The 15,753-nt window shown below is 45.3% G+C and carries 15 protein-coding genes; 6 read left to right on the forward strand and 9 right to left on the reverse strand.

Annotated features, from left to right (window positions below):
- Positions 1-24 precede the first annotated feature (24 nt).
- The 9 genes from DDT91_RS14940 to DDT91_RS14980 form a co-directional block, all read right to left on the reverse strand.
- A complete protein-coding gene (locus DDT91_RS14940; protein WP_187176994.1) occupies positions 25-1,518 on the reverse strand; it encodes a glycoside hydrolase family 3 protein in 1,494 nt (497 codons plus the stop codon).
- A gap of 229 nt (positions 1,519-1,747) precedes the next feature.
- The gene (locus tag DDT91_RS14945) at positions 1,748-3,013 is read right to left on the reverse strand and encodes an MFS transporter (RefSeq protein ID WP_187176995.1); all 1,266 of its coding nucleotides are present in this window, start codon (positions 3,011-3,013) and stop codon (positions 1,748-1,750) included.
- Positions 3,010-3,489, reverse strand: coding sequence for a GNAT family N-acetyltransferase (locus DDT91_RS14950; RefSeq protein ID WP_111393100.1), 480 nt, complete (start codon positions 3,487-3,489; stop codon positions 3,010-3,012). The genes DDT91_RS14945 and DDT91_RS14950 overlap by 4 nt, the downstream gene beginning before the upstream one ends.
- Complete coding sequence (locus tag DDT91_RS14955; protein ID WP_187176996.1) at positions 3,486-5,126, reverse strand: glycoside hydrolase family 10 protein; 1,641 nt, start codon at positions 5,124-5,126, stop codon at positions 3,486-3,488. The genes DDT91_RS14950 and DDT91_RS14955 overlap by 4 nt, the downstream gene beginning before the upstream one ends.
- 105 nt (positions 5,127-5,231) lie before the next feature.
- Positions 5,232-5,900 (reverse strand): N-acetylmuramoyl-L-alanine amidase, encoded by a 669-nt coding sequence (locus DDT91_RS14960; protein WP_187176997.1) that lies wholly within the window; start codon positions 5,898-5,900, stop codon positions 5,232-5,234.
- Positions 5,901-5,997: 97 nt separating this feature from the next.
- The gene (locus DDT91_RS14965; protein WP_187176998.1) at positions 5,998-6,213 is read right to left on the reverse strand and encodes a hypothetical protein; all 216 of its coding nucleotides are present in this window, start codon (positions 6,211-6,213) and stop codon (positions 5,998-6,000) included.
- A 13-nt stretch (positions 6,214-6,226) separates the two neighbouring features.
- The gene (locus DDT91_RS14970) at positions 6,227-6,466 is read right to left on the reverse strand and encodes a DUF433 domain-containing protein (RefSeq protein WP_187176999.1); all 240 of its coding nucleotides are present in this window, start codon (positions 6,464-6,466) and stop codon (positions 6,227-6,229) included.
- Positions 6,467-6,570: 104 nt separating this feature from the next.
- A complete protein-coding gene (locus DDT91_RS14975) occupies positions 6,571-7,644 on the reverse strand; it encodes an Ldh family oxidoreductase (protein ID WP_187177000.1) in 1,074 nt (357 codons plus the stop codon).
- A gap of 150 nt (positions 7,645-7,794) precedes the next feature.
- Positions 7,795-8,736: an exopolyphosphatase gene (locus tag DDT91_RS14980; RefSeq protein ID WP_187177001.1), complete on the reverse strand. Its 942-nt coding sequence runs from the start codon at positions 8,734-8,736 to the stop codon at positions 7,795-7,797.
- Between the two features lie 195 nt (positions 8,737-8,931).
- Here DDT91_RS14980 and DDT91_RS14985 point away from each other — a divergent pair, with 195 nt between their 5' ends.
- The 6 genes from DDT91_RS14985 (at position 8,932) to DDT91_RS15010 (ending at position 15,400) form a co-directional block, all read left to right on the forward strand.
- Positions 8,932-10,515: an acyl-CoA carboxylase subunit beta gene (locus DDT91_RS14985; protein WP_187177002.1), complete on the forward strand. Its 1,584-nt coding sequence runs from the start codon at positions 8,932-8,934 to the stop codon at positions 10,513-10,515.
- A 172-nt stretch (positions 10,516-10,687) separates the two neighbouring features.
- On the forward strand, positions 10,688-11,764 hold the full coding sequence (locus DDT91_RS14990) for a M42 family metallopeptidase (protein ID WP_187177003.1): 1,077 nt from the start codon (positions 10,688-10,690) through the stop codon (positions 11,762-11,764).
- An 80-nt stretch (positions 11,765-11,844) separates the two neighbouring features.
- Positions 11,845-12,603: an ABC transporter substrate-binding protein gene (locus DDT91_RS14995; RefSeq protein WP_187177004.1), complete on the forward strand. Its 759-nt coding sequence runs from the start codon at positions 11,845-11,847 to the stop codon at positions 12,601-12,603.
- A gap of 114 nt (positions 12,604-12,717) precedes the next feature.
- Positions 12,718-14,070, forward strand: a complete 1,353-nt coding sequence (locus DDT91_RS15000) for a Gfo/Idh/MocA family protein (RefSeq protein WP_187177005.1) — start codon at positions 12,718-12,720, stop codon at positions 14,068-14,070.
- Between the two features lie 5 nt (positions 14,071-14,075).
- Positions 14,076-14,807, forward strand: a complete 732-nt coding sequence (locus DDT91_RS15005) for a DUF1080 domain-containing protein (protein WP_187177006.1) — start codon at positions 14,076-14,078, stop codon at positions 14,805-14,807.
- Positions 14,804-15,400, forward strand: coding sequence for a DUF1080 domain-containing protein (locus DDT91_RS15010; RefSeq protein WP_187177007.1), 597 nt, complete (start codon positions 14,804-14,806; stop codon positions 15,398-15,400). The genes DDT91_RS15005 and DDT91_RS15010 overlap by 4 nt, the downstream gene beginning before the upstream one ends.
- The last annotated feature ends 353 nt before the right edge of the window (positions 15,401-15,753 follow it).

Genomic DNA, 15,753 nt, shown 5'->3' on the forward strand with positions numbered 1-15,753 from the left:
CCTATGGGTTGCATGGAGGTGGAGTTATTTGAAAAGTGCGGCCACTCTTTTTTGTGTTTCCCCAAAAAACTGATAACCACAAATCACCGCTTCAAAATCTTCCAATTTCCCCAAATGCTTTAGGGCTAAAGGATTTCCAAAATGAATCAAAATGCAAGGTTTGCTTTTCGCCAATTTTTGGATTTCATCCAGTATTCCTTGATCCATTCCAAACTGATTCAAGGGCTTGTGACTGGGGACAAACACGGCCAAAACCACTTTTTCTGCCTGATTGATTGGGGCGAAAGATAAATCCAGGTGCTGGGAAAAGATACTTGAGTTTTGTGTGAAAAATTCCCGGTAACCCAGCTTTCCGGCTTTTGCCAAAGCCTTGAGTTCTTCAGGATTGATCTCTCCAGAGATCACCGAAACGTAGTTTTCTGCCAAGTCCTTTTGGAGTTTCGAGTGGCTTTCCCAGTCGAAGATAGGAACCTCAATAGTCTTGGTCTCCATCACACCCAAGCGCTTTTTCAAGTCCATAACTTTTTCAAAAACAGCATCGACTTCCTTATCTGAGGCATTTTGGGCGATTTTTTCAATTCCTTCTTTCACATGATCCGAAAAGCACAGGATGTCATTTCCGGCATGGAAAGCCTGCCATTCGAGTTCGCCGGGTTCGGGATAGAGGTTTGCCACGGCTTTCATATTCAGGGCATCGGAGATCACTAGTCCTTTGAAGCCCATCTCTGCCTTTAACAAATCGGTAATGAGTTCGCGACTAATGCTGGCTGGAATGTCTTTTCCTCCGGTTAAAGCAGGTACTGCCAAGTGCCCTACCATGATCATTTCCACCCCTCGTTCGATGCCGTATTGAAAGGGGAGAAGTTCCTCTGTTTCGAGTTCAGCCTTGGTTTTATTCAGGATCGGCAGCCCCAAATGCGAGTCCGTCGCCGTATCTCCATGCCCGGGAAAATGCTTCAAGCAAGCGCCGATTCCTGCTTTTTTCATTCCGGAATAGGCGGCAAAGGCGAGATGAGCCACTTTTTCAGGATCATCTCCAAAAGAGCGATAACCAATCACCGGATTGTTGGGATTGGTATTGACATCGGCGCAGGGAGCAAGGTTAAGGTGAATGCCGGATCGCTTCATGTCCAAGCCCATGCGGTAACCGACTTCTTCCACCCATCTTTCCGCATCTTCTTTTAAAGCGCCAAGGGTAATGGCAAAAGGATATTGGGGAGTTTTCTCTATACGCATCGCCAAGCCGTATTCCCCGTCGATGCTGATTAAAAGTGGGATTTTGGAAATGGCTTGATAGCGGTTGATCAATCCGATCAGCATTTCAAAAGTGCCCGAAACGTCTAATACTTCCGCACGCTTTTCAAAGTTCGCGGCAGCGGAATGTCGGCTGTGGAAAAAAGTTAGCCCGCCGATTTCCTGCTCTCTGATTAGCCTTTCAATGGCTTGGTAATTTTCCTCCGTATCGTGAATAAATGCCGCAGGGGAGAAGCATTGGGCGATTTTTTGGTGTTTGTTCATATCATTTTTGTGCTTTTGGCACTTCGTAATTCATCATTCAGCGTTAGATATTCATTATTAATCAGTCGAAGCTTCAGTTTTCGATCGCCCAAGGGAGTGTCCCCACTCCCGTCTCTGTGTAATGTTTTGTCAGACTTCGCTAATCATCATTCGGTGTTCGATATTCATTATTAAAAATATCGAACACCGAACGCTGAACATCGAATTTCGAAGTTTCAGATTTCTGAATTTAGCTTTCTGCTTTCTTCCCAAACTCCCTAGGATACTTCACCGCATACGCCATCACAAATCCCGGAATCGTTGCGATCACCACCCACACAAAGAATCCGGGATAGCCAAGCCATTGTTGCATGTATCCGCTCAGCATCCCGGGAAGCATCATGCCCATGGCCATGAAGCCCGTTGCAAGGGCATAATGGGCGGTTTTGAAAATTCCTTCGGCCAAGAAAATCAGGAAAACCATAAACGCAGCAAATCCAAATCCATAGCCCAGCTGCTCGATAAATACGACCGTAGTGGCGAAAACGACGCTTTCTGGCTGGAGCCAAGCAAGGAAAATGTATCCGATATTCGGTGCATTGATGGCAAAAGCCATGGGCATCATCCATTTGCCCAAACCGTCACGCGAAATCAAAATCCCTCCCAAAATTCCACCAGCCAATAAAGCGATGACACCCAAGGTGCCATAAATAAAACCCACCTCGGTCGTACTTAAGCCCAATCCTCCTACTTCTCTGGAGTCCAGGAAAAACGGAGAAGCCATCTTGACCAATTGGGATTCGCCCAGTCGATAAAGCAGGACAAAGCCTAAAGAAAGGCCAATATTTTTTTTGGTGAAAAAGGTGGAAAATACCTTGCCAAAACTGGGTTGATCTTCTTTGGCCACGCGTGCCTCGATGACTTTTGGGGTGGAAAGGTAATTCGCGCCCGTCAAGGTCAGCATCAAGGCTCCCACACCGATCATGGTCCAAGACCAAGCCTGCGCCGGATCGCTAAACTTTTGCTCCAAATTTCCGGCAATTACCACAATCAAACCCTGTCCCGTAATCATCCCAACACGATAAAACGTGCTTCGCATTCCTACAAAAAAGCTCTGCTGATCGGGCTTCAAGGCGATCAGGTATAGTCCATCTGAAGCGATGTCATTGGTCGCTGAGGCAAAGGCCCCCATCCAGAAGAAAGCCAAGGTAATCGTAAAAAACTGATCCGCTCCCGTTGTCAATCCCACCCCCAAAAAGACCAGGGAAAGAATCAGCTGCATGCTGAGAAACCACTGTTTCTTATTTCCAAAAAGCTCCAAAATCGGGCTCCAGATCGGTTTGATGACCCAAGGTAGATACAAGAAGGACGTATACAACCCGATATCTGCATTGGAGATGCCGAGGTTTTTGTACATGATCACCGATACCGTGATGATGACCACATAGGGGAGTGATTCGGTGAGGTAGAGCGTGGGCACCCAAATCCATGGGTTTTTGGAGGAATTTTGGGTCATGATTTTCTAAGTAAATGCTGATAGATACTGACTTCGGAGCCTTCTATGATTTTCGCACCTACGGCTTTTTCATAAAATTCTGCCGGGCCTACTCCTCCGATGATGGCGTAAGCGTAGCCCATTTCCCGAAGGGATTCGAGGGATTTGATCAAGAGAACTTTGCCAATTCCTTTTCCCCGTTCGGATTCTTTGGTGCCTGTGGGGCCGAAAAAATTGCGAGCGGTGCATTCGTAGCAGGCAAAGCCCAAGAGCTCATTGCCTCTTTGGGCGATCCAACAGGAAACCGGCTGTCTCGAAAAAGCTACCTCAACTTCTGATTTCCAATAGGCACCAAACTGCTCCATCACCCATTCACTGACGAGGTGTTTTTCAGGAGCGATAGCCCTTCGAAACACGATTTTCTCCTTTTCCAACAGTCTCTTTTCCAATTCGGAGGCGTCGGGGAGTTCCATCAGGCGAACGAGCATATCTTTCATGGGCGGGTGGATTTTGGGGTTTGGAAGACCTGAGTCTGCACGATTCGGCCGTAGTGATCAATCCAGCGGATGGCCAAATACTCGGTATTCAAACTCGGTACTTCTAAATATCGGACTCTCGATCCACCTACCCAAGCCGTATGAATAATCGCCTCGTGAAGGGTGTTCAGGTCATTTCCTCCCTGTACCATGGCATACCGAATGGCGGGATCGAGCGGCTTTTCGAGGTTGATTTGAGTCTTTTCGGTAGTGGTTTTTACATCAAATACCACCGGAATATCGATAATCGTTGGCGTCTTTGGCTCAAAGGAAGGAGGAAGAGTGGGTCTGTCATACACCTCGTTTTTCAACCGCTGGGCGATGTCCTGATTTTTGATGTAAATGGATTTAGCAGAGAAAAAAGCATTGCCTTGGATTTGGGGCAAAGTCCGGGCATAGTTGACTTGGGTGTTGAGTTCGGCTGGATTTTTCCAAGCCTCATCGGAGTCTTCCCGGATTTTATAAGGCCCGTTTCCAATGTATACTGGAACTCCATAACTGTTGTTGGACCACCAATCGGCCAGTTTGCGATGCGAAGCCAATCGGTGTTCCATGCTCCAATAGAGTTGAGGAATCAGGTAGTCGATCCATTTGTTTTTCATCCAAAGCAAGACATCCGCGTAGAGGTCATCGTAATTGGTCTGACCGGCCTGAGTGGGTGATCCCTTTGGGTCTTTGCTTTGATTTCTCCAAACCCCAAAAGGGGAAATCCCAAACTGCACCCAAGGCTTTTGGGCCTTGATGGTTTGGCTGAGTGCCAAAATCAAATCGTTGACATTTTGCCTTCTCCAATCGTCCCGCGACTGTCCGGGCTTTTTGTATTTGTCGTAGGAAGCTTTATCCGGGAATTCCAGCTTAGGTTCTTTGTAAGGGTAAAAATAGTCGTCAAAGTGAATCGCATCAATGTCGTAGTTGGTCACGACTTCTTGGATGATAGCCAATAAGTGATTTTTCACTTCAGGCAATCCCGGGTCATAGTACCACTTGGTGCCATATTTTAGCATCCAGTTTCGATGTTTGAAAAAGTCATGCTCGGGACTGAGGTCGCTCGTTTCGAGGTTCATGGTAGCCCGATAGGGATTAAGCCAAGCGTGAAACTCCAGTCCACGATCATGTGCTTCTTTGATCATCCAGGTCAGCGGATTTTCTTGGGTTGCCGGGGCCTTACCTTGCTTTCCTGTCAGGTATTTGGACCAAGGCGCATAATTGCTCGGGTAAAAGGCATCCCCGGCAGTCCGGATTTGCACGATGACCGCATTGAAATTTAGGTTTTTATAGTAGTCCAAGAGCTTGATGTATTCCCGCTTTTGAACTTCCCATGGGGAATCTGGGGATACCGGCCAGTCGATATTGGCGACAGTGGCAATCCACACTCCGCGGAATTCCCGTGGGATATCGGGCATTCGATAGGCCAAAGGTTTTAGAGCAACTGCAGGCAGCGGTTTGGCAGGAAGGGTTTCGCTGGTTTTAGGAGGAATTGTGGAGGTGGGAGTGCTGGGTCTTGTAGGAGTGGTTGCAACTGGCTTTTTGGACTTACAAGCTGCAACCAAAAGAATGCTGATCAGGAAAAGGTAAAAGAGTCTTTGGGAGGAGCGCATGGGGTAATTTTATCAGGAAAATAGGTGATAGGGTATTAATTTTTTGAAATAGAGGTCTGTGAGGACACAGACCACGGTGAAGAAGATCCAGATCACAGCGATGAGTTAGAGTTTTGGAACTGGTTTAAGATTAAGGTCAGTCAATTTTTTTCTGAGCTGGTTCATGAATTTGTCTCCGGGATCGGTTTTGACGGTTCGGTAATTGGGATCCGTTTCTTTCCAAAGATCAGTTTTCTGGAAATTCTGGTATTCGTGATGCCCTATCACATAGTCGATGGGATATTTTCGCTTTAGGTATCGGATTAGTTTTTCATTGGCTAAGAGCTGGGCTTTGGTAAGCGGCATGTCGTCGCTGCCTATGTTTTCGATGCCGATGGCCAAATAGTTTAAGCCAATCACGTGCCGAGCAAAGGTCGTGTCGGGTAAAAGTCTGAAAACTGTCCCATCCCGGTCAATCAAAAACTGGCTGGAAACATTCAGATTACTGGCGCCCGTCAAATCTGCCCGTCCACCAAGGGTCGGAGGATTAAACACATCAAAAGTCACTTCGATGTTATTGATAGCTGTCCAGTGAACGACCACCATTTTGGGTTCGATGGTGGCGGTTGTTTTCTCCAAGCCATGCCGGTCTTTCAGGTATTGGATGGAGAGTTGTTCTCTTTCGGCATTCCAGGTAATTGGCTTATCGATGATTCTGAACGTGGCTTTAGGACTGCAGGAAAACAGGCTAACTCCTATTAAAAAGGCTATGATCCTTAGTGAACTTCTTTTCATTTTCTTCCAGTTGGGGCTTGGGGCAATTTCAAGACTAAACTAGGCAGAAAAAGGGAAAATGAGGCTTTTGGCAAAAAGGGAATTATGGAGGGAAGAGTTATTCTCTTTTATTGATCTGAAAAAAAGTCTTGTCCATTCGCGGCGGATTATCCAAATCGTATCCGTAGGCAATGCTAATTAAATATTGGTGAATCCGAAGTCGCTCTTGCCAAGTTGTGTTTTGATAGGCTTTCCCATAATTAACCTGTTCTGAGGCATTTCTGGCTTCGAAAGAAGTTCGGTCAAGTTTGAATTTTTTCGGGGAATCGCTCATTTCTTGAACTTGATTAGGAAACCCTGCTACGAAGTTCTACCATCAATCCATCTTTGACAAATTCATTTAAATAGACAAAAACTGCCTGTAAGTCTTCTTTCTTCAAGTGCGGATAGGATTCCAAAATTTTAGATTCAGACCAACCATCAGCTAGTCTTTCCAGAATGAATTCCACAGAAATCCGAGTGCCTTTTATAATAGGTTTACCAAGAAGTACATTCTTATCAGAAACAATTCTTTCTTTCCATTCCATATTCTAAAGTACAGAAATAATGAGAATTAGGTTCTATTGGCAGTTGGTTTTTGAAGTGAAGATCTTTTCTTCAGCAATGGTTTGTTTAAATCCGAAATCTGAAATCAAAACTTCACTCCAAACCGTTCACCCAATTGAGTCAAGTCCTTCACCACGGGATCCAGCAAAGGAATTCCATCCGCTCTTCGAATAGCTTCCAATTCCCGCTCAGGATCTCCGGGGATCAGCACTTTTTCGTTTCCGGGTGTGGGTTCTGCCGAGCGGAATCGACGAATCCAATTGTCCATGTGGGATTTGAATTCATCGGCTGGTCGGAAGGCATCTACACGCATCGCGCCAAAAAAATGACCAATTCCTTCTCCCACTAAGTTAGGAAGAGGGTCTAGGAATGCCACGAACGGTGGAACCCAAGGTCCGTAATTTGCTCCGGAAAGTACCGCTGAGAAAATGTCCACAATTGCTCCTAATGCATAGCCTTTGTGCGAACCGTGCTCCCTGTCTCCACCAAGGGGCAACAAAGCACCGCCATCTTTCACTCCATTCGCGGAGGTGGTTGGATTACCTTCTTTGTCCTGTACCCAGCCTGTTGGGGTATCCAAACCTTTGCGCTGGAGGATTTCCAGCTTCCCGTTTGCGGCAGTAGTTGTCGCCATGTCGGCGACAAAAGCAGGCTCCTCTTTGGCGGGAATTGCAACAGAAATCGGATTCGTACCTAGCAATCGCTCCTTAGAGAAAGTAGGAGAGACCAAAGGACTTGCATTGGTCAAGGAAATTCCGATCATATCATGCTCCAAAGCCATCATGGCATGGTAACCTGCGATGCCGTAGTGGTTGGAGTTTTTCACCGAAACCCAGCCGGTTCCCACATTTTTGGCTTTTTCAATGGCCACTTTCATAGCAAAAGGAGCCACGACCAGACCTAAGCCACTGTCTCCGTCGACCACAGCCGTGGAGGGCGTTTCGTAGGTTACCCGCACGTTGGGAGTGGCATTGATTCTTCCTTTTTCCCACAGTCTCACATAACCACTCAGTCTAGCCACACCATGACTGTCCACTCCGCGCAGGTCTGCCGAGAGCAGGACTTCCGTAGCGATTTTGGCATCGGACTCCGGGCATCCTATTTTGGTTAGCATGTCATAGGTGAAACGGTACAGGTGATCGTAGGAGAAATTTTGCATTTGAGGGTGTTTTTCGTGGCCCAAAGATAAGGTGTGAAGCCACAGATGCACAGATGATTTTTTTATTCTTCAAATAGCCACAGATACACAGATGGTTTTTTGAGACCTTTCTGCAAATTCAAACTATCCCTTTGTGGCTAAATTAAAAAATCAAACCGCCACTTTGCCGGCGAGCAATCGGGAAACGGCTCCTTCTTTCAGAGAATAGTGCGAGCAAACGATGGCCTCTACGGGTACGTAACGCAGGATGAATTCGATCAGGCAGCTAGCCACGACGATCATATCTACCCGCATGGCGATCATGCCCGGGATTTTCAGGCGTTCTTCCCGGTTTTTGGTTTTGAGCATTTGAAAAATCCGCTCAAATTCAGAAGTCGGCAATTCAAAAACATGCTGACCGGTGAGTTTGCATTGCAGCATGGATTCGTAGTAGATATCGGTCAAGGTATCAAAGGTACCTGATGCGCCAACTAATCCACTTGGCTTGTATTTTTCAATAGCCTCTAATAAAGGCTGAAGCTTGCTGAAGCAATGTGATTCCAGTTTTTCCACCTCTTCGGGTAAAATCGGATCATGGTAATGAAAGGCATCCAACAGCCGCTGTCCACCGATTTCAAAGCTTTGTTTCCAAAAAACTTCCTGTGAGGTTCCGATGATAAATTCTACCGAACCCCCACCGATGTCCATCATTAGGTTAATGTGGCCATTGAGTGAGCCGGAGAGATTGATACCTTCATAGATCAATTGGGCTTCCTCTTCTCCTGAGATCACATGGATTTCAATGCCGATTTCTTCCTTCACTTTTTGGACAAATTCAGCTCCATTTTCAGCGTTTCGGACAGCGGAGGTCGCAAAAGCAAAAACCTGATCGATGCCTTCGCCATCTATCAGGTTTTTGAAATGTTTGAGTGTATGAAAAGCCCTTTTCTGGGCATCCGGGGCAAGTTGATTTTGGCTGATTCCTCCCTGACCGAGTTTGACCGGGATCTTTTCTTTATAAAGTGTTCTAAAACCGACACCGTTCAATTCCACCAATAACAAATGGAATGTATTGGTCCCCATGTCGATCACCGCGGCCTTTCTGGTACTCATAATTCTGCCAAAATTTTTGGATGGGCGAATATAGAAAGTTTTTGAAAAGTACAAGGTTGAAAGGAGTAATCGCGTGAAAAAGAATAAGATTACTGGTAAATCGAATTTTTGCGCTTCAATTTCCATTCTTCTAATTTTTCAATTTTCCAATCCACTCAAGGGACTATATTTGGTGGCAGAACGAAAATCCCGAATATGACTGACCCAAAAAATCCAGTGTATACCCTTCCCAGCAATGCAGAGAAAATCGAACTTTTGGCCAAAAAAAATGCCGAAGCGGAGCTTGGAGGAGGGAAATCCCGAATAGAAGCCCAACATAAAAAAGGAAAACTAACCGCCCGAGAGCGAATCGATTTGCTTCTTGACGAAGGTACATTTGAGGAAATCGACAAGTTTGTGATGCATCGCGCCAAGGATTTTGGCTTGGACAAGGAGCATTACCTCGGTGATGGTGTAATCACGGGTTATGGTGAAATCAACGGTCGATTGACCTATGTTTTTTCTCAGGATTTCACCGTTTTTGGAGGTTCGCTTTCTGAAACTCACGCGGAAAAAATCTGTAAAATCATGGATTTGGCCATGAAAAACGGGGCACCGGTGATCGGTTTGAATGACTCAGGCGGTGCTCGAATCCAAGAAGGCGTCAATTCACTTGGAGGCTATGCGGATATTTTTTACCGAAATACCTTGGCTTCCGGCGTCATTCCTCAGATATCCGCCATCATGGGACCTTGTGCAGGTGGCGCTGTGTATTCACCTGCGATTACGGATTTTATTCTGATGGTGGAAAATACTTCTTACATGTTTGTGACGGGACCCAATGTGGTGAAAACGGTGACTCAGGAAACCGTCACCGCAGAAGAACTTGGAGGTGCCTCGACCCACAGCACTAAGTCAGGGGTGACCCATTTTGCCTGCGCCAATGAAGTAGAGGCGATACGCCACATCAAGAGATTGCTGAGTTACATTCCTCAAAACTGCGAGGATCAGGCTCCGGTTTATCCGTATGAGTTGAAAAAAGATGAGTCCAGAAAAGCCTTGGACTCGATTATTCCAGAAAACCCAAATCACCCTTACGATATGCGGGATGTGGTGAGGGGAATCGTGGACGAGGAGTCTTTTCTCGAAGTCCATGAAAACTATGCGGATAATATCGTGGTGGGTTTTGCCCGTATTGCAGGGCGTAGCATAGGCATTGTAGGCAATCAACCTCAATCTATGGCGGGTGTATTGGATAATCATGCTTCGGTGAAGGCTGCCCGATTTGTCCGTTTTTGCGATAGCTTCAATGTGCCTTTGCTGGTTTTGGTAGATGTGCCGGGCTTTCTGCCGGGAACAGACCAAGAGTGGAATGGCATCATCACCAATGGGGCGAAGTTGCTTTATGCATTTTCTGAGGCCACCGTTCCAAGAATTACCGTGATCACCCGAAAAGCATATGGTGGTGCCTACGATGTAATGAACTCCAAGCACATCGGGGCGGATATGAACTATGCCTGGCCGACTGCCGAGATTGCGGTGATGGGAGCAAAAGGCGCTGCGGAGATCATTTTCAAAAAAGAAATCGCCGAAGCCGAAAATCCGGAAGCCAAACTACAGGAAAAAGTGGATGAATACACCGCCAAGTTTGCCAACCCGTATCGAGCGGCTCATCGTGGCTTTATTGATGAAGTCATTGTCCCTTCTGACACTCGAATCAAACTGATTAAAGCCTTCAAAATGCTGGAAAACAAGGTGGACAAACTCCCGAGAAAAAAGCACGGGAATATTCCGCTTTAGAAAAAAAGTTACTGGTTTTTGAGTTATTAGAAATTGGTGGCTAATCCTGAAAAGTTGATTTTGGAATCCATTTTTCAAATACTCTACCATCTGCAAAAAGTCGAATTGGGTTCTCCAAATCAATAACCTACTAACTCAATATCAAATCACACGACCTTAGAATCTTGACTCTATGAATAAATTTGAAAACGAAACTCAATTCCTGAAAACTTACCTCAACAACGCCTCCCCAACCGGCTTTGAGGCTTCGGGTCAACAGATTTGGCTGGATTATATCAAGCCGTTTGTGGATACGTATTTTACTGACAATTATGGTACAGCCGTCGGGGTGATCAATCCCGGGGCAGAATACAAAGTAGTCATCGAAGCACATGCGGACGAGATCAGTTGGTTTGTCAATTACATCAAAGATGACGGTTATATCTATGTTCGAAGAAATGGTGGTTCGGATCACATGATCGCACCTTCCATGCGGGTGAACATTCACACAGACAAAGGCATTATCCCTGGTGTTTTTGGCTGGCCGGCCATCCATGTGCGCAAAGAAGGAAAAGAAGATGCACCGACTTTGGATAATATCTTCATTGATGTCGGGGCTCGTTCCAAAGCCGAAGTGGAGGAAATGGGAATTCATGTGGGCTGTGTAATTACCTTCCAAGATGAACTGATCGAACTCAACGGGAAATTCTGGTCAGGAAGAGCGCTTGACAATAGAATCGGTGGCTATATGATCGCCCAAGTGGCGAGAAAGATCAAAGAATCAGGTAAACAATTGCCTTTTGGTCTCTATATCGTCAATGCCGTTCAGGAAGAAATCGGCCTTCGAGGAGCTGAGATGATTGCCCATCGCATCAAGCCCAATGTGGCCATCATCACCGACGTGTGTCATGACACCACTGCACCTTTATATAATAAGGTGACGAGCGGAGACCAGACGGCCGGAAAAGGACCGGTGTTAACCTATGGTGCTTCGGTGCATAAGAAGTTGTTGGATTTGATCATAGCCGCTGCGCGGAAAAATGAGATTCCTTTCCAGCGGGCAGCAGCTTCCAGAAGTACCGGTACAGATACCGATGCATTTGCCTATTCTAATGAGGGAGTGCCTTCAGCTTTGATTTCACTGCCGTTGAAATACATGCACACGACCGTGGAGACGGCAAGCAAAGCAGATATCGAGCAGGTGATCGATCTGATGTATGCCTTCTTGGTGGACTTCGATCCAAGCTTTGATTTTAGATATATCAGTTAATAGTGTATTGGTTATTAGTTTTTGGGAGGGCATGGTTTTGCTTTTTTCCAAATAACTAATAACCAGTAACTTTTTCAATCATGTACTTCACCGATCAACTCCACAGAACCTTATTTCTTCCCAAACCACCCGAGCGAATTATTTCCTTAGTTCCCTCTCAGACTGAGCTTTTGGTGGATTTGGGTTTGGAGGCACGAATCGTCGGTGTGACCAAATTTTGCATACATCCAGAACACCTAAGAAAAAGTAAAACGATTGTCGGAGGGACGAAGAATTACCGATTTGAGGTGATTGATTCGCTAAAACCTGACTTGATCATCGGTAACAAAGAGGAAAATGATCGGGAGGGGATCGAAAAGTTGGCTGAAAAGTATCCAGTCTGGATGAGTGATATTTTTTCATTGGAGGATAATTATGAGATGATTCGGCACCTTGGACGGATTACTCATACAGAAAACCAGTCACAGGAAATCATTCAAAAGATCAAATCCTCTTTTGAGCAGCCTATTTCCAAAAAGGGAACCTGTGTCTATCTGATTTGGAATGAACCGTTCATGGTAGCAGGTCAGAACACGTTTATTAATGTCATGTTGGAAAAGGCCGGATTTGAAAATCTTGTTGAAACGTCAAGATATCCGGTTTTGGAAAAGGAAGATTTGAAAAGGCTTAATCCGGATTTTTTGCTTTTGAGCTCAGAACCTTTTCCGTTTAAAGAAAAGCACCTCGATTTTTTTCACACCCTTTTGCCCAATTCTCAGATCAAATTGGTGGATGGAGAGCTTTTTTCATGGTATGGAAGTCGTTTGGTCCATTCTGCGGACTATTTCCGAATATTATAGACAAAGAGGGAAAAGGGAATCGATTTCCATTTGTAAAAATTACAGTTACCTCTCAGGACTTTTTTAAAAAATTCAATTAACTTTTGGCCTCTAACATTAAACCTGTTTGCTAACATGAAAAATAACCGAAGAGGCTTCCTCAAAAAGTTGGGGTTAACTACGGGAGCGGCTGCTTTGGCACCTGCTCTGATGGCCGAGGCAAAAACCGGTCAAGTAAAATACCTCAACCGACTTGTAGAGGACGCTGCCGACAAGCCTATAAGGCTTGCACTTATCGGAGCTGGAATCATGGGTACCGAAGATACCAATACGGCTTTGCAACACGCCAATGTTTCTCTTGTTGCTGTTTGCGACCTTTATGATGGCCGTCTAGAATCAGCCAAAAAGAAGTGGGGTGATCACCTGTTCCTTACCAAAGACCACAAAGAAATTCTCAAAAGAGCCGATGTGGATGCGGTAATTATTGGTACGCCGGATTCTTGGCACAAGCAGATATCCATAGATGCACTCAATGCCGGAAAGCATGTGTATTGCGAAAAACCGATGGTTCATTCTGTAAAGGAAGGTCAGGAAGTGATCGATGCCTGGAAAAAATCAGGAAAAGTCATGGTGGTTGGCTCGCAGGGTATTTCTTCATTGGGAAATGAGAAGGCCAAAGAATTATTGGCAGCCGGAGTAATCGGTGATATTGTTTACGCCGAAGGATTTTGGGCGAGAATGTCCCCCGAAGGAGCCTGGCAATACAACGTGCCTGCTGACGGAAATGAGAAAACGGTGGACTGGAAGCGATACATTTCTAATACCGCTCAGCGGAATTGGGATCCCTTGCGGTTTTTCCGCTGGAGAAATTACCTGGACTATGGTACCGGTATGTCAGGAGATTTGTTCGTTCATCTCTTCACCAGTTTGCATTTTATCACCAATTCCAAAGGTCCGAGCAAGATTGCCTCTTTAGGAGGCCTGAGGTATTGGAAAGACGGTCGAGAGGTTCCTGATGTGCTTTTGGGAAGTTTTGATTATCCTGACACTCCCGAGCATCCGGGTTTCAATCTTTCTCTCAGATGCAATTTTGTGGATGGAACTTCCGGAACAACTTACCTTAGAATCGTCGGAACCAAAGGCTCCATGGACGTGAAATGGGAAGAAGTGGTGGTCAAATTGAACAGCAACGCAGAAAGTGATGATCCTTTTATGCAAGAACAAGCTAAATTAAGGGCTGCATCCGGAGAGGAAGAGCGGGCTAAAATCCTTCCACCCCGTGAAATGTCTTATAAAGCAGAGCGTTCTTGGAAGGGAGCGCATTATGACCATTTTGGAAATTGGTTTAGAGCCATTCGCACAGGTGGTACTGTAGCAGAGGATCCTGTTTTTGGATTCCGTGCAGCCGCACCTGCTTTGCTTTGCAACGACAGCTACTTCCAGGATAAGTTTATCAAGTGGGATCCTGTAAACATGAAATTGATATAAACACTATGAAGAAAAAGTATCTCGTATGGATTGCGCTTTTGGGAATAGGTTTTTCCTGTGGGCCCAAAGCAACAGAAGAAACTGCCGAGGCAGTGGTAGAGGAAGAAAAAGCTGAAGGATGGATGCTCTTGTTTGACGGAACATCGATGGATGGCTGGAGAGCTTTCAATGGGGATTCTACTCCTTCCAATTGGATCATTGAAGATGGTGCCATGAAAGGATTAGGAGCTACAGGTGGAGAGGACTTTGGTGGGGATATCGTCTTTGGTCCGATGGAGTTTGAAGAGTTTGAAATGGAATTTACCTGGAAGATTTCCCCCGGAGGTAATTCTGGTGTTTTCTACCATGTAGTGGAAGGCCCTAAATATAAGGCTCCTTACTACACAGGTCCGGAATATCAGGTCATCGATCAATTGGGATTCGCTCAGCCATTGGAAAAATGGCAATCACTCGCAGGCGATTATGCGATGTATGAGCCGGATTATGAAGGAGTGGTCAAGCCAGCAGGCGAATGGAATACCTCCAAAATTATCTTTTCCCTTGAAGGAGCAAGTTATTGGCTCAACGGGAAAAAGACGGTAGAGTTTGTTCCTTATTCCGAAGATTGGACAGCGAGAAGAAATTCAGGTAAGTGGAATGACTTTCCGGATTATAAAATTGCCAAAAAAGGCCTCATTGCATTACAAGACCATGGCGATCCTGTCTGGTTCAAAAACATTAAAATTAGACCCCTATGAAAAAAATCATCCTCCTCGCATTGATGCTTGTTGTAGCACAAGTGTCGTTTTCTCAAAAGAAAGTAAAGCTGTTTAATGGAAAAGACCTTACGGGCTGGAAGATCTACGGTACAGAGAAATGGTATGTCCAAGATGGACTTTTGGTTTCTGAAAGCGGTCCAGACAAAGGGTATGGCTATTTGGGTACAGAAGAAAACTATGATGACTTCGAAATTGAATTAGAGTTTAAACAAGAGGCTAATGGAAATAGCGGAGTGTTTATTCGCTCTACAGTGGATGGTACCAAGGTCTCAGGATGGCAAGTCGAAGTAGCTCCTCCAGGTAATGATACAGGTGGTATCTATGAGTCTTATGGAAGGGGATGGTTGATCAAGCCTGATCCCGCCAAAGACAAAGCGTTGAAATTTGGTGAGTGGAATAAGATGAAGATTGTGGTGAAGGGAGATAATGTCACCTCCTATGTCAACGGCGTAGAGATGGTTAATTTTTCAGATGAAAAAATAGGCCAAGGAAAAGGTGGAGTGCTACTTCAGATTCATGATGGTGGAGGGATCAAGGTTTATTGGCGAAATATTGTTTTGAAAAAGCTTTAAAAATCAAAATTTAGAGAGTTTAAAGCCTTGCTAATTTCTTTGGCAGGGCTTTTTTATTTGGTGAAAAATTTCCTTTTCAATTTCAGCCACTTAGGAAAAAGTTGAGGAAATTATCGAATAAGGTATTGCCAGCTGATAAAATCCTCAGATATTTGCACTCCCAAACGACGCGAACGGCACGGGGGTAAGATTGAAAATCGGGAGTAGAAGAGATTTGGAAAAGGAATAGAATCCGATTCTGGAATTCGGGGAGGGAAAAAGAAAAAAAATATTTTCAGATTTCTCTTGCGGGGTGAAAAGATCTTCTTACTTTTGCAACCCTGTTCGGAAGGAACGGGGAATAAAAACAGGAA

It is taken from the genome of Algoriphagus sp. AK58 (assembly GCF_014324365.1).
GTDB lineage: Bacteria > Bacteroidota > Bacteroidia > Cytophagales > Cyclobacteriaceae > Algoriphagus.

What these genes read in the sequence shown, in the direction of transcription:
- DDT91_RS14940 (WP_187176994.1), bottom strand. Translation starts at nt 1,518, where the DNA reads ATGAACAAACACCAAAAAATCGCCCAATGCTTCTCCCCTGCGGCATTT.
- DDT91_RS14945 (WP_187176995.1), bottom strand. Translation starts at nt 3,013, where the DNA reads ATGACCCAAAATTCCTCCAAAAACCCATGGATTTGGGTGCCCACGCTC.
- DDT91_RS14950 (WP_111393100.1), bottom strand. Translation starts at nt 3,489, where the DNA reads ATGAAAGATATGCTCGTTCGCCTGATGGAACTCCCCGACGCCTCCGAA.
- DDT91_RS14955 (WP_187176996.1), bottom strand. Translation starts at nt 5,126, where the DNA reads ATGCGCTCCTCCCAAAGACTCTTTTACCTTTTCCTGATCAGCATTCTT.
- DDT91_RS14960 (WP_187176997.1), bottom strand. Translation starts at nt 5,900, where the DNA reads ATGAAAAGAAGTTCACTAAGGATCATAGCCTTTTTAATAGGAGTTAGC.
- DDT91_RS14965 (WP_187176998.1), bottom strand. Translation starts at nt 6,213, where the DNA reads ATGAGCGATTCCCCGAAAAAATTCAAACTTGACCGAACTTCTTTCGAA.
- DDT91_RS14970 (WP_187176999.1), bottom strand. Translation starts at nt 6,466, where the DNA reads ATGGAATGGAAAGAAAGAATTGTTTCTGATAAGAATGTACTTCTTGGT.
- DDT91_RS14975 (WP_187177000.1), bottom strand. Translation starts at nt 7,644, where the DNA reads ATGCAAAATTTCTCCTACGATCACCTGTACCGTTTCACCTATGACATG.
- DDT91_RS14980 (WP_187177001.1), bottom strand. Translation starts at nt 8,736, where the DNA reads ATGAGTACCAGAAAGGCCGCGGTGATCGACATGGGGACCAATACATTC.
- DDT91_RS14985 (WP_187177002.1), top strand. Translation starts at nt 8,932, where the DNA reads ATGACTGACCCAAAAAATCCAGTGTATACCCTTCCCAGCAATGCAGAG.
- DDT91_RS14990 (WP_187177003.1), top strand. Translation starts at nt 10,688, where the DNA reads ATGAATAAATTTGAAAACGAAACTCAATTCCTGAAAACTTACCTCAAC.
- DDT91_RS14995 (WP_187177004.1), top strand. Translation starts at nt 11,845, where the DNA reads ATGTACTTCACCGATCAACTCCACAGAACCTTATTTCTTCCCAAACCA.
- DDT91_RS15000 (WP_187177005.1), top strand. Translation starts at nt 12,718, where the DNA reads ATGAAAAATAACCGAAGAGGCTTCCTCAAAAAGTTGGGGTTAACTACG.
- DDT91_RS15005 (WP_187177006.1), top strand. Translation starts at nt 14,076, where the DNA reads ATGAAGAAAAAGTATCTCGTATGGATTGCGCTTTTGGGAATAGGTTTT.
- DDT91_RS15010 (WP_187177007.1), top strand. Translation starts at nt 14,804, where the DNA reads ATGAAAAAAATCATCCTCCTCGCATTGATGCTTGTTGTAGCACAAGTG.